Source organism: Mesorhizobium sp. CNPSo 4688 (genome assembly GCF_057784295.1).
Window position 1 is genome coordinate 32,996 of sequence record NZ_JBWLUY010000006.1, and the last position, 19,861, is coordinate 52,856.

The window sequence follows — 19,861 nt, forward strand, 5'->3', positions numbered from 1 at the left end:
TCACTCCGCCGGCAAAGCGCGCTGCGACAGGGCAAAGCCCATCTGCTTGCGCTTTTCCGGACGCTTGCGCGTCAGCGCCAGCACCATGCCCATAGAGATGGCAATGGCGATCTGCGAGGAGCCGCCATAGGAGATGAAGGGCAGCGTCATGCCCTTGGCCGGCATCAGCTGCAGGTTGACGCACATATTGATGACCGACTGCAGGCCGAACACGGTCACCAGGCCGCCGACGGCGTAACGGGTGAAATCGTCATGCTCTTTCAGCGCCGTGTTGAGGCCGCGCAGCACGATGAAGGCGAAGATCGACATGATGAAGAAGCACATGATCAGCCCGAACTCTTCGCCGGCGACCGAAAACACGAAGTCGGCATGCGCGTCGGGGATGACGCGCTTGACCGTGCCCTCGCCCGGTCCGACGCCGAACCAGTGGCCGTTGATCAGCGCCTCACGGCCCATGTCGACCTGGAACGTATCGCCTTCGCCGGTCAGGAACTTGTCGATGCGGGCGGCGACATGCGGGAACACCGTATAGGCGGCAAACAGGCCGCTGGCCCCGGTGGCGCCAAGCGCGATGATCCAGAGCCATGGCAGGCCGGCCATGAAGAACATGACGCCCCAGGTGCCGGTCACCAGCATGGTCTGGCCAAGATCGGGCTGCGCCACCAAAAGCGAGATGACCAGGATCAAAAGCAGCATCGCGAACAAATTGCCTGGAATGTCAGGCTGGCGCTTGTGTTCGGCGAACAGCCACGCGCAGACGATGACGAAGGCAGGTTTCAAGAATTCCGACGGCTGGATCGACATGCCGACAAACGACACCCAGCGCCGCGCGCCCTTCACTTCGACGCCGATGTAGAGCACCGCCACCATCAGCACCAGCATGATGCACAGGATGACCAGCGCCATGCGCCGAATTTGTCTGGATTCCAGGAAGGACACGGCCAGCATCACGCCGAGCGCCGGGACGGTGAAGATGATCTGCCTGGTGGCAAAGTGGAAACTGTCGAGGCCGATGCGTTCGGCCACCGCCGGGCTTGCCGCAAAGGAGAGCACGATGCCGAGCCCCATCAGCGACAGGAATGCCGCCAGGAACCAGCGATCGATCGTCCACCACCAGGTTGCAACCGGGCTTTTGTCGAGACGGCTTTGCATTATCGTGCCCCTCCGATGGGTTTCACGCCCTCGATAGCATTCGCAGCTTGCCTGAAGGCTTCGCCGCGAACTTCGAAATTCTTGAACTGGTCGAAACTGGCGCAGGCCGGCGACAGCAACACCACCACCTCGCCGCTGTCATCCTTGGCCGCGTCCTGGGCGGCATGGTCGACCGCGGCGGCCAGCGTGCCCGAGATTTCATAGGGCACGGCTTCGCCCAGCGTCGCCGAAAAGGCAGGCGCCGCCTCGCCGATCAGATAGGCCTTGGCGATGCGCGGGAAGAAACCGCGCAGCGGCTCGATACCGCCTTCCTTGGGCAGCCCGCCGGCGATCCAGTAGATGCGCGGAAAACTCGACAGCGCCGGTGCCGCCGCATCGGCATTGGTCGCCTTGGAATCGTTGACGAACAGCACGTGGTCCTTGCGGCCGACCTGCTCCATGCGATGCGCGAGGCCCGGGAAGCTCTCGAGCCCCGCCTGTATCTCGCCGAGGCTTAAGCCCACCTTGAGGCAGGAGGCCACCGCGGCAAGTGCGTTCTGCGCATTGTGCTGGCCCCGCAGCGAACCTATGCCTTCGAGGAAAGCGACGCGGCTGTAGCGGCCATGCACGGCTTCCATCAGATTGGAGCCGTCGGCGAAATAGCCATCGGTCAGCGGCAGCCGCTTGGAGATGCGGATCACCTGCCTGCCCGCCCGCTCCAGCCGGTCGGCGATCTGCGCGCACCAGCTGTCGTCGACGCCGACGATGGCGGTCTCGCTGCCGGCGACCAGCCGTTCCTTGATCGAAGCGTAGTGCTGCATGGTGCCATGGCGGTCGAGATGATCGGGCGTCAGATTGAGCAGGATGCCGGCCGTCGGGTTGATCGAGGGCGCCAGATCGATCTGGTAGGATGAGCATTCGACGACATAGTGCCGGTCCGCCTGCGGCGGGTCGAGCGTCATGATGGCACGGCCGATATTGCCGCCCATCTGCGTGTCGCGGCCTGCCGATTTCAGGACATGCGCAGTCAGCGCCGTGGTCGTCGACTTGCCATTGGTGCCGGTGATGGCGATGAAGGGTGCTGTGGGCGCGCGCGAGATCCGCTCGCGGCAGAACAGCTCGATGTCGCCGATTACCTCGACGCCGGCGCCGCGCGCCAGTTCCACCGTCCAGTGCGGCTTGGGATGGGTCAGCGGTACGCCGGGCGACAGCACGAAGGCCGAGAACTTCGCCCAGTCGGCGCCGCGCAGATCGGCGGTCGCAATGCCCTGGCCAGCGGCCTTGGCGACGCTGTCGGGATTGTCGTCCCAGGCCAGCACGTCGGCCCCGCCTTCGATCAGCGCGCGCGCTGTGGCGGTCCCCGAGCCACCGAGCCCGAAGAGCGAAACGCGTTTGCCCGAGAAGGATGCGGCGGGGATCAAGCAGGCTCCTATCTCAGCTTGAGGGTCGACAGGCCGACCAGCGCCAGGATGACGGCGATGATCCAGAAGCGGATCACCACCTGGCTTTCGGTCCAGCCGAGCTTTTCGAAATGATGGTGTATCGGCGCCATCAGGAAGACGCGCTTGCCGGTCATCTTGAAATAACCGACCTGGATGATGACCGACAGGATTTCCACGACAAACAATCCGCCGACAATGACCAGCACGATCTCATGCTTGGTGGCGACCGCAACCGTGCCGATAAGGCCGCCCATGGCCAGCGAACCGGTGTCGCCCATGAAGATCGCCGCCGGCGGCGCGTTGAACCAGAGGAAGCCGAGACCGGCGCCGATGACGGCGCCGAGCACGACGGCCAGCTCGCCGGTGCCTGGCACGAAATGGATCTGCAGATATTCGGCAAACACCGCATTGCCGGAGAGATACGCGATGACGCCGAACGAGGCCGCTGCGATCATGATCGGCACGATCGCCAGACCGTCGAGGCCATCGGTCAAATTCACCGCATTGCCGGCGCCGACAATGACGAAGCAGGAGAACGGCACGAAGAACCAGCCGAGATTGACGATGAATTCCTTGGCGAAGGGGAAGGTCAGCGACGACGAGAACGGCGCCTGGCCATTATGCATGATCACCCAGGCGGCGATGCCGGCGATGACGAATTCCAACGCCAACCGCGCCTTGCCGGAAAAGCCGAGATGCGACTGCTTCGTCACCTTGAGATAGTCGTCGTAGAAGCCGATCGAACCGAAGCCCAGCGTCACCAGAAGCACCACCCAGACATAGATCGAGGAGAGATTCGCCCACAGAAGCGAGGAGCCAATGATGCCGCACAGGATCATCAGCCCGCCCATGGTCGGCGTGCCGGCCTTCTTGAAATGCGTCTGCGGCCCGTCGGCGCGGATCGGCTGGCCCTTGCCTTGCCTGAGCCTGAGCGAATTGATGATGGTCGGCCCGAAGATGAAGACGATCAGCGCAGAGGTGATCAGCGCGCCGCCGGTGCGGAAGGTTATGTAGCGGAAGACATTGAAGACCGAGATCTTGTCCGCAAAATCGACGAGCAATGTAAACATGCGATTCCGTCCCCCGGACTAGTTCTGTTTCGTGCCTGCGGCTTCAGCTGGAAATTTGCCGAGCAAGGCATCGACCAGTTTTGAAAAACCGATGCCTTTCGACGATTTGATCATCACCACGTCGCCCGGCTTCAGCGCCGACAGCAATACCGGCTTCAGATCCTCGGCGCCGGCGCGGTAGTCCGCTTCGATCTCGTCGGGCAATATATCAGCCAGCGCCCGCATCTCCGGGCCGCCGAGAAAGACTTTGCGTGTTTCGGTACCGACGATCAGATCGGCAAGGGCTGCATGCAGCTTTGCCGAATGTTCGCCGAGCTCGAGCATGTCGCCGAGTACGGCGATCCGGCGGCCCTCGCCCGACACTGGCGTCGCGTTGAGCAGCGCCATGGCCGCACTCATCGACGCCGGATTGGCGTTGTAACTCTCGTCGATCAGCGTGATCGGTCCCCTGGGATGGCGCAGCACATGGCGCTTGCCGCGGCCGCGCTCGGCAGAGAGATCGGCCAGCGCCTCCGCCACCTTGCCGATGTCGGCTTCAACCAGATGCGCCGCGCCGAGAACGGCCAGCACATTTTGCACCATGTGGCGGCCGGGTGCGCCGATACGGGCGACGACGTCCTGCCCGCCGATCCTGGCGGTAATGTCGGACTGATCGGCATGCAGCTCGCATTTGGTGAGCTTGTAGGTCGAGCGTGCGTTTTCGCCGAAGCCGAAGACATGCTCGACGCCGGCGGCGCGCGCCATTTTGTCGAGCAGCTTCCAACGCCCATCGTCGCGGTTGAGCAAGGCAGCACCGCCGGGCTCGATGCCTTCAAAAATCTCTGCCTTGGCCTTGGCGATCTCGTCGAGATTTTTGAAGAAGCCGAGATGTGCGGCGGCGATCAGCGTGACGATGGCGACATGCGGCCGGACCATCTTGACCAGCGGCCGGATCTCGCCGGGATGGTTCATGCCGATCTCGAACACGGCGTAGTCGCAATCGTCCGGCATGCGCGCCAGCGTCAGCGGCACACCCCAATGATTGTTGAAGGATTGCGCCGAGGCATGCACCCTGCCGACGGCCGACAGCACATGGCGCAGCGCTTCCTTGGTCGTGGTCTTGCCGGCAGAGCCGGTCACCGCGATGATTTTCGCCTTGGAACGCTCGCGCGCGGCGACGCCAAGTTTTTCGAGTGCCGCCAGCACATCCTGCACGACGATCATCGGCGCCGTCAGCCGCCCGAGCGATGGCAGTTTGCCTTCGGCGACAACCAGAACGCCCGCGCCGGCCTTGATCGCCGCGGTCGCGAAATCATGGCCGTCCATCGCCTCGCCTTTAATGGCGAAGAAGGCGTCGCCCGGCTGCAGGCTGCGGCTGTCGATCGAGATTCCCGATATGCCCTCCGGCATTGGCCCGAGCGGCCGTCCGCCCATGGCGTCAACCAGCGCATCGGCGCTCCAGAGCACGCTCATGCGGCCCGCTCCCGCAACGCCGAGCGGACTTCCTCATGGTCTGAGAAAGGAAATGTCTCGGCGCCGATGGTCTGGCCCTCTTCATGGCCCTTGCCGGCAACGATCAGCGTGTCGCCGGCCTTGAGCATGGCGACGGCATCGTGGATCGCCTTGCGGCGATCGCCGATCTCGATGGCGCCGGACGCGGCCGCCAGGATCGCGGCGCGGATGGTTTCGGGCACTTCCGAACGCGGGTTGTCATCGGTGACGATGACGACATCGGCAAGCCGTGTAGCGATCTCGCCCATGATCGGCCTCTTTCCCCGGTCGCGGTCGCCGCCGCAGCCGAACACAACAATGACGCGGCCGGTGGTGAACGGGCGCACAGCGGCCAGCACATTTTCCAGCGCATCCGGCTTGTGGGCATAATCGACATAGACCGGCGCGCCATTGGCAGTCGCGCCGACAAGGTCGAGCCGGCCAGGCGCGCCCTGGAGTTTCTCCAATGCCATCAAAGCCTTGGCGACTGGCGTTCCAGTGGAAATCGCCAGACCCGCCGAAACCAGGGCGTTGGCAATCTGGAAATCGCCGGCCAGCGGCAGGTCGATCTCGTAGAGTACGCCATCGGCTTCGACCTCGGCGCGCTGGCGGTGGCGCTCATGCTCGACCCGCTTCAGGCGGAGAAAATCGCCGTGGCGGCCAACCGTCAGCACCTTGAGCCCAGCGGCCTGCGCTGCCTTGACCGTCGGCGCAGACCACGGATCGTCGGCAAAGATGATGGCCGGCGCGCCTTTCGGTAGCAGCGTATCGAACAGGCGCAATTTGGCGCGATGATAGTCCTCGACGGTCGGATGATAGTCCATATGGTCGCGGCCGAGATTGGTGAAACCGCCGGCGGCGAGCTTCACACCATCGAGGCGGCGCTGGTCGAGACCATGGCTGGAGGCTTCCATCGAGGCATGGGTGACGCCGGCCTCCGCCAATTCCCTGAGCAATTGGTGCAAAGCCACCGGATCGGGCGTGGTCAGCGATCCATACTCATTGCGGCCCGGCGCCACCACGCCGGTGGTGCCGATTGAAGCGGCGGCGAAACCGGCCTGCTCCCAGATCTGCCTGGTGAAGGCGGCGACCGACGTCTTGCCCGCGGTGCCGGTGACCGCGACCATAGTTTCAGGCTGCCTGCCAAAGAAGCGCGCGGCACTCAGCGCCAGCGCCAGACGCGGATCATCGACGCTCAGCACCGGAACCGACAGGCCGGCAATTGCGCTGGCCTTACCCACGACAACCGCCGCCGCGCCGCGTTTTGCCGCATCGGCGACATAGGTGGCGCCGTCCGCCTTGCTGCCGGCAAGCGCGAAAAAGACGACGCCGGGTTTGACCTGGCGGGAATCCGACGAAATCCCGGTTACCTCCAGATCGCGGGACGCTGTTCCCTCGACAGGCAGGATACCGGCTAAATCTTTCAGGTGCATCGAACCCCGTTCATCGCAACAAAATAGCGCGCAGTTGCCGGCGCGCCCTAAGAATCACTGATAGGAAACCAGCGTTGCACCATTTTCATGGCTGAAATCTGGCTTCACGCCAAGCATAGCCGCTGCTCGCCGGATGATATTGCCGGCCATAACCCCCGCATTGTTGGCGGCAACGTCGGTCATCCCGGGCTTTTCGGGGTGCGGAGCGTCGGCAATCGTAAACACCAGATATTGCGGATCGTCCATCGGGAAAGCGGCGACGAAGGTGTTGAAATTCAGTTCCTTCGAGTAGCGGCCATTGATGACCTTCTCGGCCGTTCCGGTCTTGCCGCCGACGCGGTAGCCAGGGGCCCTGGCGTTTCTGGCCGAGCCCTTCTCGGCATTGAGCGTGTAGAGGTAGCGCATGCCCTCCACCGTCTTTTCGCTGACCACTCTCTTGGCCACCGCCATGGCTTCCTGCTGGCTGCGGACCAGGAATGTCGGCTGGATCAGGTAGCCCTGCATCAGTGCCGCGCAGCCGACCGCGGCCTGCAGCGGTGTCGTCGACACGCCATGGCCGAAGGCGATGGTGAACGAGTTGACCTGTTTCCAGACCTTGGGCTCGGTCGGGCGTGCGACCTCAGGCAGTTCGGTCTGCATCCTGTCCAAAAGGCCGAGGCGATGCAGGAATTCGCGGTGCCCCTCGATGCCGACCAGCTCGGCCTCGCGGGCCGATCCGATGTTGGAGGAATAGAGGAACACTTCCGGCAGCGACAGCACGCGGTTCTTGCCATGAAAATCGTGGATGGCCTGATGGCCGACACGGATCGGATGCGACGCGTCGAAACGGCTGTTCATGTTAGCCTTGCCGGAATCAAGCGCCATCGCCGAGGTAAAGCTCTTGAAGGTCGAGCCCATCTCGTAGAGGCCGGCGGACATGCGGTTCAGCCGGTCCTTGTCTTGCGCATTAAAGGGATTGTTCGGATCGAAATCCGGCACCGAGGCCATGGCCACCACTTCACCGGTCTTGATGTTGAGCACGACGGCGCCGGCGCCCATGGCGCGATAGCGTTCGAGGCCGGCGGCGATCTCGTCGCGCACCACATGCTGGACGCGCAGATCGATCGAAAGCTGCACCGGCTTCAGGTCCTTCGCCACCGCAAGGCCAGAGGCCTGCAAGTCGCTCAGGCCCTGCTCGTCGATGTATTTCTCCATGCCGGAGATACCCTGATTGTCGATGTTGGTGAGGCCGACAATGTAGGATGAGGTCACGCCGGCCGGATAGAAGCGGCGCTTTTCGGTGCGAAAGCCGATGCCTGGAATACCAAGCTGCATGATGTCGGCTTGCTGCTTGGGCGTCAGCTGCCGCTGCAGCCAGACGAAGCCGGCGCCGCTCTTCAGCTTGTGGTAGGTCTGCTCGGGGTCGATATCGGGCAGAATGGTCGACAGCTTTTCGATCGCCTCGTCGGCATCGACGATGCGGCGCGGCTCGGCAAACAGCGATGCCGTCTTGATGTCGGTCGCCAGCACCTCGCCATTGCGGTCGACAATGTCAGGCCGCGACGCCGTCACCCGGCTCTGCGGCCCGTTCGACGTGTCGGGGTTCTGGAAACCGAGATAGACCAGCCGTCCGGCGATGGTGGAATAGATGCCGAAGAACACCGCCATCGTCATGATGATGCGGGTCTTGGCCTTGCCGCCGGTCGCCTTGCGCGCGCCTTCGACGACGATCGAGCCGTCCTCGCCGGTCCTTGCGCGCCGCTTCAGCAATTTGCCGATAGACGGAAGTTTGGCGGTCATGGGAAGTCCCGCGATCATTGCACGATGGCTCCGGTCACCACGGGATCCTTGCCGGCTGGTCCTTCGCCGGAATTATCGGCCATGCCGCCGAGTCGCTGCGACGACAGGTCCTCGATGTTGAGCGGTTTTGCCGGCAGGTCGTCGATCCCTACGATCTGCCGCGCATTGACCGGCTCGAGTGCGAGCTGCGATTTATAGGTTTCAGCCAGCTTCTGCAGGCGCGACGGCTGAGTCAGCAGGCTCCAGTCGGCCTTGAGCAGGTCGATCGTGTCCTCCTCATAGCGGATCTGTGCCTCGATCTTCTGCACCGAGGCCAGTTGTTCCTCAGCCTCGCGCTTGGCCTTGTAAGTGAAGGCCGCGGCCGAGACCATGACGGCGATCAGGACTATGTCGCTGGTTCGAAACAATTGTTCACCTCTCTCGCGGCGCCTGGATGCCGGGAAGCTTTGGAAGGCCGAAAATGGAAAGATCGCCGGCGCGCGCAGGCGCCTCGGTACGGATTGCAGCACGCAGCCTGGCCGAGCGCGCCCGCGGATTGGCTGCTATTTCGGCGTCGCCGGGCGTCACACCGCCACCGACCTTGCGGAAGGTCGCGCTGCGCGCATGCGCCTCGGGCATATGGCGCGAGCCGGTCACCGCGTCGGCGCGGTCGGCGATGAAGCGCTTGACGATGCGGTCTTCCAGCGAATGGAACGTCACCACGGCAAGCCGCCCGCCGGGCTTCAGCACGCGCTCTGACGCCACCAAGGCTTTGGCCAGTTCACCAAGCTCGTCATTGACGAAGATGCGCAGCGCTTGGAAGACGCGGGTGGCCGGATGGATCTTGTCCTTCGGCGCGCGGCCGATATGCGTCTCGATGGCGTCGGCGAGATCGAGCGTGCGCTCGAACGGGCGTTTTTCGCGCCGGCTCTCGATCATGCGGGCAATGCGCCCGGCGTTGCGCTCCTCGCCAAGGAAGCCGAAGATGCGGGCAAGATCGCCCGTCTTGAACGAATTAACGACATCGGCAGCGCTCAGGCCGGCCTGTGCCATGCGCATGTCGAGCGGCCCGTCGGCGCGGAACGAAAAGCCGCGTTCGGCCTGGTCGACCTGCATGGAGGAAATGCCGATGTCGAGCACAACGCCGTCGGCGCTTTCGACCTGCTCGTCCAGCGTCGAGAACGGCGCTTGCACCAGCCTCAGCCTGCCTCCGGATTGCTGTTCCAAGGTCCGCCCCGCGGCGATGGCGTCCGGATCGCGATCGATCGCCACCACCGAGGCGCCGCTCGCCAGGATCGCCTTGGTGTAGCCGCCAGCGCCGAAGGTACCGTCGACGATCACATCGCCAGCTTTGGGCGAGAGCGCTTCCAGCACTTCGGCAAGGAGGACCGGAATGTGGCGGACCGATCCGCCAACGGCGCTGATATCATCGCCGTGATCCGCCATCATTCCGGTCGCTCCCCAGGCTTCGTCCCCTGCCGAAGCTGCAAAAGCCGGGCGCGCGCCTGCGCCCCATAGGCGGCAAGCCGCCCGGGTTCCCAAACTTGAAAGAAATTGCCGCGACCGACAAAAGCCACTTCGCTCGAGATGCCCGTATGCTCGCGGATGAAATCGGTCATCGTGATGCGGCCGTCCTGATCGAGTTTCAGGAACGTCCCGTCGCCATGGCAGAAGAACGACATGTCGTCCGCCGTCTGCAGGAAAGGATCCTCCAGCGCGATGCGCTGCTCGTAGCGGTCGAGCAGGTCGAGCCCGCCGACATCCATCGCCGGGACATCGAGGCCGCGCAGCGCGTAGAGCTCCGAATAGCCGCGTTTCTGCACGACCGTGCGGAAATGCGCCGGAACGGAGACCCGCCCCTTCGCATCGATCCTGTTCACCGCGCTTGACAGAAACCGGTCCATGACCCTCTACAGCCGCTTCCGCCGCCGCACCCCTCTCCATGTTTTCGTCCGCGCCATTGAGGCGCGTCCCCTGCCGAAAATCTGCTTCGGTCCCAACGGCAAAATCCTGCAAACGCACAGCCGCCGCGGCTGCCCGATTGGCGTACGCTTTACCCTGACGCGGAACGAAGGCTTTGGTATCGAAATGGGATATCATGGGGCACTATGGGCGTCAACGGGATCAGGCTTCACAAACGCGCGCGCCACAACCGGTGAGAGCAGCTTTGACGACGCTCCCGTCTTTATCGTCCATTAAGCCTAACGAAGCGTTTAGAGCGGCTTGGCCCAACCGGAAGCGGCTTGCCGCGCATCGCTACCGCGCATAGCGTCAGCCGTCTTTCCGCCCAGCAACAAGGTTAGAAAATCCATGTCCGAAACAGCCAGGTCACGCGCGGCCTCCCTTGCCCATCTGCGTCGCGACGGGCTTGCCAAAGGCGACCCCATCCCTTTGCCGCTGACCATGGCTGCCATTTTCCATAATCCAGGCGATGGCGCCGGCTACAGTCAGTACGGCCGCTACAGCAACGCCACCTGGGATGCGGTCGAGCATATGCTGGCGCATCTGGAAGACGCTCCATGCGTCGGCTTCCCTTCGGGGATGGCGGCGATCTCGGCGGTGTTTTTCGGCCTGTTGAAATCGGGCGACCGCGTCCTTTTGCCATCCGACGGCTATCACGCCACGCGGGCGCTGGCGGAGCGTTTCCTGAAGCCGTTCGGCATCACCTATGATCTCAGGCCGACATCGACCTTTCTCGACGGCGGCTTCGACGGCTACCGCCTTGTCTATGCGGAGACCCCGTCAAATCCGCGACTGGACATCTGCGACATCACAGCCGTCGCTGAGGCTGCCCACCGCGCGGGAGCGACGGTCGTTGTCGACAACACGACGATGACGCCATTCGGCCAGCGCCCGCTGGATCTCGGCGCCGACATTGTCGTTGCCGCCGACACCAAGGCGTCCAACGGTCATTCCGACGTGTTGTTCGGCCATGTCGCCAGCCGCAATGCCGACATCATCGCCGCGGTCACCGGCTGGCGCGAGACCGCGGGCGGCATTCCTGGCCCATTCGAGGCATGGCTGGTGCATCGCGGCCTGGAGACATTGGACGTGCGCTTCGACCGCATGTGCGCGTCGGCTGAACTGATCGCGAAGCGCCTGAAAAACCATCGCGCGGTGAGCGGCCTGCGCTATCCCGGACTGGAAGGCGATCCGTCGCACAATCTTGCCCGCGCCCAGATGGAGCGCTTCGGCTTTCTCGTCTCCTTCGAACTCGCCTCCGAGGGCAAGGCCGAGGATTTCATCAACAACTGCACGCTGATGCAGGCGGCGACATCCTTCGGCGGCGTCCACAGCTCCGCCGAGCGGCGTGCCAAACGCGGCGACGCCGTTCCGCCCGGATTCGTGCGCCTGTCGGTCGGTTGCGAGCCGGTGGAAGAGCTGTGGCAGGCGATCGAGGCATCGCTGGACAAGATCAGCGGTTGATCTGAGCGCTTAGGTGATGACGTCATCGGCGCCGATATTGCGCCTGCCGTGCAAGACACGAACAATCTCGATCGCGTCGTCGCCGACGCGGTACAGAATGAGGTATTCTCCAACGATCAGATGACGAATACCGGGCGCGATGTCGTCACGCGGCGCGCCCGAGTATGGATACGTCGCCAATTGCTGCCAGCGCGCCTCAATCCGGTCGAGCAACCTGTCGGCAGCAGCCTCGCTGTCGCGTCCAACATGCAGCCAGATCGCGATCAGGTCTTCTTCTGCGCGCGCATTGCGGACGATGGGCAGCAAACTCATGCTGCGTCATCGCCTCTCAATCGCCTGCGTGCTTCGGCCTTGATCTCGTCCATCGACGCAAACCGTCCCGGCCCACTGTCGATCCCCTCCTGCACCAGCTTGCGCAACTCCTCGACCGTGTAGCCGAGCAGGTCGCGCCGGTCCTTCCACTGCCGCAGGGCGTCACGGATTACTTCGCTGGCCGAGGCGTATTCGCCGGCGGCCACGACATCGTCTACCGCCGCTGCCAGCTCCGGCGAAAGCGTGATGCTGCGTTTGTCGACATGACCCATGACGTGCTCCTTGATCCATCCATCACGAGGTCATGGTACGATTTAATCGCACCAGCTTCAAGAACGCCATTGCGCCCAGCCCACGCCGGCGATTGATTCAATTACTGAAGCACCTGAATCGACAGCTGCGCCCGAAGGCGCAACCTGTTGATCTCAAGAGATCTTCGATATCGCGGAGAATTGCCAGCTGGCCTGTAAGCCGGGTTTTGTATGGCCCTCGCCCCTTACGGAGCGAGAACGTGGCGGCCATTCATCTTGGACGCATGTTGCCATGCGCCTCACGCAACCTACCCGGACGGTGAGCCGGAAACAGCCCTCGAAGGTTTCCCCTCGCACCGTCCCTATTCGGTCTTGCTCCCGGTGGGGTTTACCGTGCCGCTCCTGTTGCCAGTCGCGCGGTGGGCTCTTACCCCACCCTTTCACCCTTACCTCGATAAATCGTGGCGGTTTGCTTTCTGTGGCACTTTCCCTGGGGTCGCCCCCGCCGGCCATTAACCGGCACCGTGTCTCCATGGAGCCCGGACTTTCCTCACCCGCAGCCTTTCGGCTTTGCGGGTGCGGCCGCCCGGCCAGCTGGCAGAGCGTATAAAGGGGTTCACGTTCCAAAACGCAAACGAAAAAGCAGACTTATGCGGGAGATCCAAGGGCCGCCATCTGCACCTTGACCTTGCCGCAATAGGCGGCCGACACGGGATTCATCCGCGTCGCGGCATGGCCGGCATTGTATTTCAGGATGGTGCCGCAGGTCGTTCCGCCACCGAGGTTGCGCGCCATGGCGAGATACTTCATGCCGTATTTGATGTTGGTGTCGGGATCGAACAGGCCCTTGGCCGAACCGCTGTAACCCATCATCCGCGCCGTTGCCGGCTTGATCTGCATCAGACCGATCTCGCCAGCGCTGCCGACGATGTTGGGCCGGTAATTGCTCTCGATCTTGATCACCGCCTTGGCCAGCGATACCGGCACGCCTTCGGCCGCCGCGTAGCGGGCGATGATCGCCGAATACTGGCCGCCGAGCGCGGCCGCCGCCGTCGATTCCGCAGCGGTGCTTGGGCCGATCGACGCGGTCGTCGACAGGTCGATGCTCTTCCTGCCGCGCTTCAAATGCCTCTTGGCCGTCGCTTTTCTGTCCTTCACCACGGCTGCTTTCTGCACTTTCGCGGTGGTTGCCCTTTTGGCTTTTGGGTTCGCTTTCGTCATGGCGGTTTCGGCGGGTGCGTTTACGAAGCCCTGGTCTACCCTTTGGCTCAGTGGCGCAGCATCTGCCGCCCCGAAGGCAAAAGTCATCACGCCAGCAGCAATAGCTGCCGTTACAACGGTCAATTTCTGCATGTGGTCCTGTTCTGTCTGGGCCGCGCGAAGATCTTCGCGCAGCAACGCCTAATCAATATCGGAACATTCGGGGGGCTGAAGGTCCGATAACTTGCACGAACTGCCTTTGATGGCCGAATTGGTGTCGAACAAGGCGAGGCAATTCACTTTCAGTGACAGGCTGTAACTCGAATATCAGGAAAAGGTTATTTAGACGCAGCTGACTTAAGGGAAGTCAGCAGGCTTTGCAGCGTGCGGATCGTCGAACCGTCGGCGACGCCATCCACCAAGCGTGGCCGGAAATGCCGCTGAAACGCTTCGACGACGATTTCGGTTTGGCGGTCGAAGACACCGGATATCTCAACGCCATAGCCGTAGAGCGCCAGCATCGACTGCAGCGCCTCGACCTCGGCGCCGGTATCGCCGGCTTTCAGCATCGCGCTGTGCCGAATCGGCGCCGCAGGCAGGAAATGGCCGACCCCGGCTGCAAACAGCGTCTTCCAGGGGAATTTCTCGCCCGGGTCGATCTTGCGCCCCGGCGCGACGTCGGAATGGGCAAGCACCCGTTGCGCCGTAATGGAATGGCGCCCGATTATCCCTTTGCAGAGGCCAATCACCGCCTCGATCTGCCGCTTGGGAAAGGTCGAATAACCGAGCGAATGGCCAGGATTGACGATTTCGATGCCGACCGAGCAGGAGTTGATGTCGGTGCGCCCGAACCAGGAACTTGCGCCGGCATGCCAGGCCCGGTCGCTCTCGCGCACCATCTGGACGATGCGGCCGTCCTCGTGGACGAGATAGTGTGAGGAAACTTCGCTGGCGGGGTCGCACAGCCACGCTTCGGCTGCAGCACCCGTCGCCATGCCGGTATAGTGCAGCACGATCATGTCGGGTCTGAGCGTCTCGCGCCGCGGGCCGAAATTCGGCGATACCCTGACCTCGGCGCCTGGCTCGTCGGGCAGGAAGCCGCTCATGCGTGCCTAAGGCCCCGCTCGATCATTTCATAGGCCGCGTTGATCGCCGCGACCCTGGTCGTCGCGATCTTGATGAACTCCTGCGGCAGGCCGCGCGCGATCAGCCGGTCCGGATGATTGTCGGAGACCAGCTTGCGATACCGCTTCCTGACTTCCTCGAACGGCTTGCCGCGCTCGATGCCCAGCACGACATAGGGGTCGCCGGCGCCAAGATTGACGTGCCTGGCCATGATCGCCTCGTAGTGCACCTCGTCGATGCGGAAAATCTCGGCGATGCGGTGCAGGAAAATGCCTTCGCGTTCATGCACCAGCCCATCGGCCTTGGCGATATGGAACAGGCCGTCGAGTATGTCTTCCAGCATGACGCAGTTCGAATGGCCCGAGCCGCACATCTGCGCCATGCGTTCGGCATAGGTCTCGAACCCGGCAACGTCGCGCTTAGCCAGATCGTAGAGCCGCGCCACGTTGCGGGTCTGCTCTCTCGGCACCTCGAATATTTCCTGGAAGGCACGAACCTCGTCCTGGGTGACGATACCGTCGGCCTTGGCCATCTTGGCCGACAGCGCGATCATCGCCACGGAGAAGGCAACGCGCCGGCGCAGATCCGCATCGCCGGAAAAAACAGTTCGCACGGCCTCGACCACTTCGGCGACGCCCGAATTGGCTGAAGAGGAAACGCGGTTGATGAACTCGCCAAGGCGATCCCAAATCGACATGAGCGCTTATTAGGGCCGCCAGCCACCGCTATCAAGCCAAGACAGCGCCGCAGGGTGGATCGATTTACGCAAACAACTGACGCGCCAGATCGCAAATCATAGGAATCAGCCGATCGTAGCCCACGAAACGGCCAGCCCGGCCTTAAACGCAGGAAGGCCGGCGCGAAGCCGGCCTCCTCTCTCGTCACATCAAAGTGACCGAGACTGCTGCTACTGCGCGGGGGCGGCAGGAGCAGGTGTTGCCGGAGCCGGTTCTGCAGGCTTCGGTGCATCCGGCGTCACCGGCTTCATAGGCTCGGCGGCTGGCGGATTGGTGCTCTGGGTGGTGGTGTTGTCTGTGCCGCTGTCGCTGCAGGCTGCAACGCCGAGCAAGGCCAAAGCGGAAACGGACGCCAGAATGAGCTTTTTCATACCATCTCTCCTTCACAACACGCTCACGTTGCGGTGAGCGCTCGAAGAGGAAATGCATCAGACGGCCATGGGTTTCGTAACGTTGCGTTTCCTGATGTAACATCCCTGTGGCCGATTGCAGGCCGCGCGACGGCGAACTAACAGTTTGAAACCAAAAGAAATGCCGGAGTTGCGCGTGGACAAGAAATGGGACTTCTGGATCGACCGCGGCGGCACCTTCACCGACGTGATCGGACGCGCCCCGGACGGCGGGTTGCATCCCAAAAAACTCCTGTCGGAAAATCCCGAAGCCTACCCTGATGCAGCCATAGCCGGCATCCGCGAACTGCTCGGCCTGGAGTCAGGCGTCGCCATTCCGTCCGGCCTGATCGGCGACATCAAGATGGGCACCACCGTCGCCACCAACGCGCTTCTGGAGCGCAAGGGTGACCGCGTGCTGCTGCTCATCACCAAGGGCTTTCGCGATGCGCTGAAGATCGCCTACCAGGCACGGCCGGATATCTTCGCCAAGGAGATCATCCTTCCTGAACAGCTCTATGAGCGGGTCATCGAGATCAACGAGCGCGTACGCGCCGATGGCTCCGTCGAACGCCTGCTCGACATCGCCGCCTGCCGTCCGGCGATCGAACAGGCGAAGGCCGACGGCATCGATGCGGTGGCGATCGTCTTCATGCATGCCTGGAAATACCCCGACCACGAGAAGGCGGTGGCGAAAGTCTGCCGGAAGATCGGCTTTTCGCAGATTTCGGTCAGCCATGAGGTCTCGCCGCTGATCAAGCTGGTCGGTCGCGGCGACACCACCGTGGTCGATGCCTATCTGTCGCCGATCCTGTCGAGATATGTGCAGAGAGTGGCGGGCGAGCTGGGCGCCCTCTCCCCCCTCGAGGGGGGTGAGGATCGGTCGGCCGAAGGCCGAGAAAAAGCCAACGATTTGGCTTTTTCAGCGACGAACGCCCGGAGCCATAGCGAAGGGCAGTCGGCAAAGCGGCCAGAGGGGGTCCTCTCAGAAGGCACCGCCGGAGCGTCGAGCCCAGTCGATCCGACCCCACCCGGCGGCTCCGCCGCCACCCTCCCCTCGAGGGGGAGGGAAAGCCCTCGCCTCATGTTCATGATGTCGTCGGGCGGGCTCACCGCCGCCGACATGTTCCAGGGCAAGGACGCGCTGTTGTCCGGCCCAGCCGGCGGCGTCGTCGGCATGGTCGAGACGGCGAAGCTCGCCGGATTCGAGAAAGTCATCGGTTTCGACATGGGCGGCACCTCGACCGACGTCGCCCACTATGACGGCGAGTATGAGCGCGCCTTCGACACCGAGGTCGCCGGCGTGCGCATCCGCGCGCCAATGATGCGCATCCACACCGTGGCTGCCGGCGGCGGCTCGATCCTGCACTACGAAGCTGGCCGCTTTCGCGCCGGGCCGGATTCCGCCGGCGCCAATCCCGGCCCGGCCGCCTACCGGCGCGGCGGTCCGCTCGCCGTCACAGACGCCAATGTGATGCTGGGCAAGCTGCAGCCCGATTTCTTCCCGGCGATTTTCGGCCCCGGCCAGGTCCAGCCGCTGGACGTGACAGTAGTGCGCAAGAAGTTCGCCGCACTCGCCGCCGAAATCGGCGACGGCCGCACGCCGGAAGCCGTCGCCGAAGGTTTTGTCACCATCGCCGTCGAGAACATGGCCAACGCCATCAAGAAGATATCCGTGCAGCGCGGCTACGACGTCACCGAATATCTGCTGAACTGCTTTGGCGGCGCCGGCGGCCAGCATGCCTGCCTGGTTGCCGACGCGCTCGGCATGGAAGCGGTGCTGATCCACCCCTTCTCCGGCCTGCTCTCGGCCTATGGCATCGGCCTGTCATCGGTCTTTGCTTCACGTCAGCAGGCGCTGCTCAAGCCGCTGGCGGAAGAGTCCAGGTCAGAGATCGACAGCCTCATTGCCACATTGAAGAAAGCCGTCGTCGCCGAACTCGCCGCGCAAGGCATTGCGCAGGACAAGGTTGCCGCAAAGCCGGTGTTGCACATCCGCTATGACGGCACCGACACGACGCTGCCGGTGAATTTCGAGCAGGACTCGATCTTTCAGGCCAGGCGCGATTTCGAGATCGCCCACAAGGCGCAGTTTGGTTTCGTCTATGACAACAAGCCGATGATTGTCGAGACGGTTGGCGTCGAAGGCAGCGAAATCGCAGAGGCCAGGGCCGAAGCCTATGCGCCCGCAGGACCTGCACGGGTTGAAGCCGGCGCTTCCGGAACGCGGCGCATCTACACCGAAGGCCAGTGGCATGAGGCGGGCATCCATCGCCGCGAAAACCTGCGCCCCTCCAATTTGGTCGCGGGACCCGCTCTCATTATCGAGCCGAACCAGACCATCGTCGTCGAGCCGGGCTGGCGGGCCGAAATCACCAATCTCAATCACGTCGTCATTCGCCGCACGGAACGGAAAGTGCGCGCTGCGGCCCTCGGCACCCAAGCCGATCCGGTGATGCTGGAGGTCTTCAACAACCTCTTCATGTCGATCGCCGAGCAGATGGGCGTCACGCTGCAGAACACTGCCTATTCCGTCAACATCAAGGAAAGGCTGGATTTTTCCTGCGCCGTCTTCGACCGCCATGGCGCGCTGGTCGCCAACGCGCCGCACATGCCGGTGCATCTCGGCTCCATGGACCGCTCGGTCGAAACCATCATCCGGCTGAACTCCGGCGACATCCATCCCGGCGACGTGTTTGCGCTGAATGCCCCCTACAATGGCGGCACGCATCTTCCCGACATCACGGTGGTGACGCCGGTGTTCGATGATGCGAAGAAAAAAATCCTGTTCTGGGCGGCGTCACGCGGTCATCATGCCGACATTGGTGGCACGGCCCCCGGCTCGATGACGCCGCTCGCCACTACCGTCGACGAGGAAGGTGTGCTATTCGACAATTTCCGTGTTGTCGATCGCGGAAAATTCCGCGAGGCGGAACTGCAGACGCTGCTCACCGACCACCCCTACCCCGCCCGCAACCCGCACCAGAACATCGCCGACCTCAAGGCGCAGATCGCAGCCAATGAAAAGGGCGTGGCGGAACTGCGCAAGATGGTCGCCCATTTCGGCCTCGATGTCGTCGAGGCCTATATGGGCCATGTCCAGGACAATGCCGCCGAAAGCGTGCGCCGCGTGCTGGAGCGGCTGCCCGACAGTTCTGAGTATGAATACCCAACCGACACCGGCCAGGTCATCAAGGTGAAGATCACGGTCGACCGGCAAAAGCGCGAGGCGACCGTTGACTTCACCGGCACCTCGCCTGTCATGAAGAACAACTTCAACGCGCCGGAGCCCGTCGCCCGCGCCGCCGTGCTCTACGCGTTCCGCGTCATGGTCGAAGACATGATCCCGATGAATGCCGGCTGTCTGCGGCCCATCAACATCATCATCCCCGACGGCTGCATGCTGAAACCCAGCTATCCCGCCGCCGTTGTCGCCGGCAATGTCGAGACCTCGCAGCATGTCACCAACGCGCTGTTCGGCGCCATGGGCGCCATGGCCAACGCGCAAGGCACGATGAACAACCTGACCTTCGGCAACAAGCAGTACCAGTATTACGAGACGATCTGTTCCGGCTCGCCGGCCGGGCAGATGAACTCCGGCCGCGGCTTTGCCGGCACCTCCGGCGTCCACACCCACATGACCAATTCGCGCCTCACCGATCCGGAAGTGCTGGAACTGCGCTTTCCCGTCCTGCTCGAGGATTTTCACATCCGCGAGGGATCCGGCGGCAAAGGCAAATGGAGCGCCGGCGATGGCACCAAGCGGGCGATCCGCTTCCTCGAAAAGATGGAATGCGCCATCCTGTCCTCGCATCGCAACCGGCCGCCGCAAGGCCTCGACGGTGGCGGCGACGGCGAGGTCGGCTCGACCAAGGTGCGGCGCAAGGACGGCAGCATCGAGACGTTGATGGCCTGCGACCAGACCGTGCTCGACGCCGGTGACGCCGTCATCCTGACGACGCCGACGCCGGGAGGGTTTGGCCAAGATTGATGCATGTCGCCCAAAAATTGTTCATCCGTTTTGGGAAAGCGACTTGCATCAAAACAACAAGCTGAAGCGTCAACAGCCTGTCACTGGCTTGTCATGACGCTGCGCTACCCGCTTGCGCCAAAGCAA

At 63.1% G+C, this 19,861-nt stretch carries 18 protein-coding genes and 1 other RNA gene; 3 read left to right on the top strand and 16 right to left on the bottom strand.

Features of this window, described 5'->3' with window-relative positions:
* Genes ftsW through mraZ form a run of 9 tightly spaced genes read right to left on the bottom strand, consistent with a single transcriptional unit; the run spans position 1 to position 10,208 of the window.
* On the bottom strand, positions 1–1,152 hold the full coding sequence (ftsW, locus tag AC04SH_RS12385) for a putative lipid II flippase FtsW (RefSeq protein ID WP_112560384.1): 1,152 nt from the start codon (positions 1,150–1,152) through the stop codon (positions 1–3).
* Positions 1,152–2,552 (bottom strand): UDP-N-acetylmuramoyl-L-alanine--D-glutamate ligase, encoded by a 1,401-nt coding sequence (gene murD, locus AC04SH_RS12390; RefSeq protein WP_488575218.1) that lies wholly within the window; start codon positions 2,550–2,552, stop codon positions 1,152–1,154. Before murD ends, ftsW begins: the two co-directional genes overlap by 1 nt.
* Before the next feature lie 8 nt (positions 2,553–2,560).
* The gene (gene mraY, locus AC04SH_RS12395; protein ID WP_112560382.1) at positions 2,561–3,643 is read right to left on the bottom strand and encodes a phospho-N-acetylmuramoyl-pentapeptide-transferase; all 1,083 of its coding nucleotides are present in this window, start codon (positions 3,641–3,643) and stop codon (positions 2,561–2,563) included.
* An 18-nt stretch (positions 3,644–3,661) separates the two neighbouring features.
* Positions 3,662–5,095, bottom strand: coding sequence for a UDP-N-acetylmuramoylalanyl-D-glutamyl-2,6-diaminopimelate--D-alanyl-D-alanine ligase (locus AC04SH_RS12400; protein WP_488575219.1), 1,434 nt, complete (start codon positions 5,093–5,095; stop codon positions 3,662–3,664).
* Entirely contained in the window at positions 5,092–6,546 is a 1,455-nt protein-coding gene (locus tag AC04SH_RS12405) for a UDP-N-acetylmuramoyl-L-alanyl-D-glutamate--2,6-diaminopimelate ligase (protein ID WP_488575220.1), read from the bottom strand. Before AC04SH_RS12405 ends, AC04SH_RS12400 begins: the two co-directional genes overlap by 4 nt.
* A 54-nt stretch (positions 6,547–6,600) precedes the next feature.
* Positions 6,601–8,325 carry a peptidoglycan D,D-transpeptidase FtsI family protein gene (locus AC04SH_RS12410; protein ID WP_488575221.1) on the bottom strand — a complete coding sequence of 575 codons (1,725 nt, stop codon included), beginning with the start codon at positions 8,323–8,325 and terminating at the stop codon, positions 6,601–6,603.
* 14 nt (positions 8,326–8,339) lie between these two features.
* On the bottom strand, positions 8,340–8,732 hold the full coding sequence (ftsL, locus tag AC04SH_RS12415; protein ID WP_477231530.1) for a cell division protein FtsL: 393 nt from the start codon (positions 8,730–8,732) through the stop codon (positions 8,340–8,342).
* A 4-nt stretch (positions 8,733–8,736) separates the two neighbouring features.
* Entirely contained in the window at positions 8,737–9,753 is a 1,017-nt protein-coding gene (gene rsmH, locus AC04SH_RS12420) for a 16S rRNA (cytosine(1402)-N(4))-methyltransferase RsmH (protein WP_488575222.1), read from the bottom strand.
* Positions 9,750–10,208 carry a division/cell wall cluster transcriptional repressor MraZ gene (gene mraZ / locus AC04SH_RS12425; protein ID WP_488575223.1) on the bottom strand — a complete coding sequence of 153 codons (459 nt, stop codon included), beginning with the start codon at positions 10,206–10,208 and terminating at the stop codon, positions 9,750–9,752. The genes rsmH and mraZ overlap by 4 nt, the downstream gene beginning before the upstream one ends.
* On the opposite strand from mraZ, the gene AC04SH_RS12430 reads away from it, so the two are divergent.
* Complete coding sequence (locus AC04SH_RS12430) at positions 10,207–10,503, top strand: hypothetical protein (RefSeq protein ID WP_488575224.1); 297 nt, start codon at positions 10,207–10,209, stop codon at positions 10,501–10,503. The two genes, mraZ and AC04SH_RS12430, sit on opposite strands and share 2 nt — an antisense overlap.
* A gap of 111 nt (positions 10,504–10,614) precedes the next feature.
* Positions 10,615–11,730, top strand: a complete 1,116-nt coding sequence (locus AC04SH_RS12435; protein ID WP_488575225.1) for a cystathionine gamma-lyase — start codon at positions 10,615–10,617, stop codon at positions 11,728–11,730.
* A 9-nt stretch (positions 11,731–11,739) separates the two neighbouring features.
* Here AC04SH_RS12435 and AC04SH_RS12440 read toward each other — a convergent pair whose 3' ends face one another.
* From AC04SH_RS12440 to AC04SH_RS12470, 7 genes are all read right to left on the bottom strand, one after another.
* Positions 11,740–12,042, bottom strand: coding sequence for a type II toxin-antitoxin system RelE/ParE family toxin (locus tag AC04SH_RS12440; protein ID WP_488575226.1), 303 nt, complete (start codon positions 12,040–12,042; stop codon positions 11,740–11,742).
* Positions 12,039–12,314: a type II toxin-antitoxin system ParD family antitoxin gene (locus AC04SH_RS12445; protein WP_477231952.1), complete on the bottom strand. Its 276-nt coding sequence runs from the start codon at positions 12,312–12,314 to the stop codon at positions 12,039–12,041. The genes AC04SH_RS12440 and AC04SH_RS12445 overlap by 4 nt, the downstream gene beginning before the upstream one ends.
* A 179-nt stretch (positions 12,315–12,493) precedes the next feature.
* An RNA gene (gene rnpB / locus AC04SH_RS12450) (RNase P RNA component class A) lies at positions 12,494–12,891 on the bottom strand.
* Positions 12,892–12,941: 50 nt separating this feature from the next.
* Positions 12,942–13,646 (bottom strand): lytic transglycosylase domain-containing protein, encoded by a 705-nt coding sequence (locus AC04SH_RS12455; protein ID WP_488575227.1) that lies wholly within the window; start codon positions 13,644–13,646, stop codon positions 12,942–12,944.
* Between the two features lie 185 nt (positions 13,647–13,831).
* A complete protein-coding gene (locus AC04SH_RS12460; protein ID WP_488575228.1) occupies positions 13,832–14,599 on the bottom strand; it encodes an N-acetylmuramoyl-L-alanine amidase in 768 nt (255 codons plus the stop codon).
* Positions 14,596–15,315 (bottom strand): TerB family tellurite resistance protein, encoded by a 720-nt coding sequence (locus AC04SH_RS12465; protein WP_477231536.1) that lies wholly within the window; start codon positions 15,313–15,315, stop codon positions 14,596–14,598. Before AC04SH_RS12465 ends, AC04SH_RS12460 begins: the two co-directional genes overlap by 4 nt.
* Before the next feature lie 210 nt (positions 15,316–15,525).
* Positions 15,526–15,726: a hypothetical protein gene (locus AC04SH_RS12470; protein WP_454574879.1), complete on the bottom strand. Its 201-nt coding sequence runs from the start codon at positions 15,724–15,726 to the stop codon at positions 15,526–15,528.
* A gap of 175 nt (positions 15,727–15,901) precedes the next feature.
* Between AC04SH_RS12470 and AC04SH_RS12475 the strand changes: the two genes are divergently transcribed.
* Positions 15,902–19,735, top strand: a complete 3,834-nt coding sequence (locus AC04SH_RS12475; protein WP_488575229.1) for a hydantoinase B/oxoprolinase family protein — start codon at positions 15,902–15,904, stop codon at positions 19,733–19,735.
* The last annotated feature ends 126 nt before the right edge of the window (positions 19,736–19,861 follow it).

Coding starts and splice junctions, on each gene's coding strand:
- AC04SH_RS12430 (WP_488575224.1), top strand. CDS start 10,207: ATGACCCTCTACAGCCGCTTCCGCCGCCGCACCCCTCTCCATGTTTTC.
- AC04SH_RS12445 (WP_477231952.1), bottom strand. CDS start 12,314: ATGGGTCATGTCGACAAACGCAGCATCACGCTTTCGCCGGAGCTGGCA.
- AC04SH_RS12435 (WP_488575225.1), top strand. CDS start 10,615: ATGTCCGAAACAGCCAGGTCACGCGCGGCCTCCCTTGCCCATCTGCGT.
- AC04SH_RS12470 (WP_454574879.1), bottom strand. CDS start 15,726: ATGAAAAAGCTCATTCTGGCGTCCGTTTCCGCTTTGGCCTTGCTCGGC.
- AC04SH_RS12440 (WP_488575226.1), bottom strand. CDS start 12,042: ATGAGTTTGCTGCCCATCGTCCGCAATGCGCGCGCAGAAGAAGACCTG.
- AC04SH_RS12465 (WP_477231536.1), bottom strand. CDS start 15,315: ATGTCGATTTGGGATCGCCTTGGCGAGTTCATCAACCGCGTTTCCTCT.
- ftsW (WP_112560384.1), bottom strand. CDS start 1,152: ATGCAAAGCCGTCTCGACAAAAGCCCGGTTGCAACCTGGTGGTGGACG.
- mraY (WP_112560382.1), bottom strand. CDS start 3,643: ATGTTTACATTGCTCGTCGATTTTGCGGACAAGATCTCGGTCTTCAAT.
- mraZ (WP_488575223.1), bottom strand. CDS start 10,208: ATGGACCGGTTTCTGTCAAGCGCGGTGAACAGGATCGATGCGAAGGGG.
- AC04SH_RS12400 (WP_488575219.1), bottom strand. CDS start 5,095: ATGAGCGTGCTCTGGAGCGCCGATGCGCTGGTTGACGCCATGGGCGGA.
- AC04SH_RS12405 (WP_488575220.1), bottom strand. CDS start 6,546: ATGCACCTGAAAGATTTAGCCGGTATCCTGCCTGTCGAGGGAACAGCG.
- AC04SH_RS12460 (WP_488575228.1), bottom strand. CDS start 14,599: ATGAGCGGCTTCCTGCCCGACGAGCCAGGCGCCGAGGTCAGGGTATCG.
- rsmH (WP_488575222.1), bottom strand. CDS start 9,753: ATGATGGCGGATCACGGCGATGATATCAGCGCCGTTGGCGGATCGGTC.
- AC04SH_RS12455 (WP_488575227.1), bottom strand. CDS start 13,646: ATGCAGAAATTGACCGTTGTAACGGCAGCTATTGCTGCTGGCGTGATG.
- AC04SH_RS12410 (WP_488575221.1), bottom strand. CDS start 8,325: ATGACCGCCAAACTTCCGTCTATCGGCAAATTGCTGAAGCGGCGCGCA.